The following is a 366-nucleotide window of genomic DNA, read 5'->3' as shown; positions in this document are numbered from 1 at the left end:
AGTACTCCAGGGCGCAGCGCAGATTCGGCAGCTCCGCCTCGACACGGGCGGCCACCTCGCCCTGCCGCGGCGAGAACCACTCCAGCTCGCACCAGGTCGTCAGCCCCAGATACCAGTCCCGGTGCCGACGCCGCAGCCGGGACGCGTCCCCCATGGCCGTCAGCCACTCGGCGCCATAGGCCCGGATCGTGTCCAGCATGCGATAGCGCACCCCGGCCTCGGTCTCCTCGCGCGCGAGCACCGACTGCGCGAGCAGTTCAGAGAGCACATCGAGGACGTCATCGGCGTGCAGACCCTGGCCACCGCACACGTATTCCACCGCGTCCAGGTCGAACCGGCCCGCGAACACCGAGAGCCGCGCCCACA

General features: G+C 70.5%; 1 pseudogene. It reads right to left on the bottom strand.

Going from position 1 to position 366, the window contains the following annotated elements:
* Positions 1–366: pseudogene (locus tag ACLZOT_RS50535) on the bottom strand (regulator); the annotation flags it as partial.

It is taken from the genome of Streptomyces sp. 4F14, assembly GCF_048159485.1.
In the GTDB taxonomy this organism is placed as follows: Bacteria; Actinomycetota; Actinomycetes; order Streptomycetales; family Streptomycetaceae; genus Streptomyces.
The sequence above is the reverse complement of the archived record's forward strand: the minus strand, read 5'-3'. Positions and strand labels throughout refer to the sequence as shown.